This window comes from Pseudomonas fuscovaginae SE-1 (genome assembly GCF_000364705.1).
Taxonomy (GTDB): Bacteria; Pseudomonadota; Gammaproteobacteria; order Pseudomonadales; family Pseudomonadaceae; genus Aquipseudomonas; species Aquipseudomonas fuscovaginae_A.
Window position 1 is genome coordinate 1 of record NZ_AQOH01000216.1, and the last position, 441, is coordinate 441.

A 441-nucleotide genomic window follows, 5' to 3' on the forward strand; every position below is an offset into this window, starting at 1 on the left:
GGTCTGCTCTTCCGAGGCGGCGGCGATCTCCTGCACCAGGTCGGACGTCTTGGTGATCGAGGGCACCATCTGGTCCAGCAGGGTGCCGGCGCGTTCGGCCAGGGATACGCTGCTCCTGGCCACTTCACTGATTTCCTGTGCGGCGACCTGGCTGCGTTCGGCCAGCTTGCGCACTTCGGCGGCGACCACGGCGAAGCCCTTGCCATGCTCGCCGGCACGGGCGGCCTCGATGGCGGCATTGAGGGCCAGCAGGTTGGTCTGGTAGGCGATGTCATCGACGATGCTGATCTTGTCGGCGATGGTCTTCATCGCCGAGACGGTGTCGCGCACGGCCTGACCGCCTTCGCTGGCTTCACGGGCCGCCTTGCCGGCCATGCCGTCGGTGACCTTGGCGTTTTCGGTGTTCTGGGCAATGGAGGCGGACATCTGCTCCATCGAGGC

Annotated in this window: 1 protein-coding gene; it reads right to left on the reverse strand. The window is 66.4% G+C overall.

Going from position 1 to position 441, the window contains the following annotated elements:
- Positions 1-441 (reverse strand): methyl-accepting chemotaxis protein (locus K675_RS33695; RefSeq protein WP_037006831.1); only part of this gene is annotated, 441 nt, incomplete at both ends.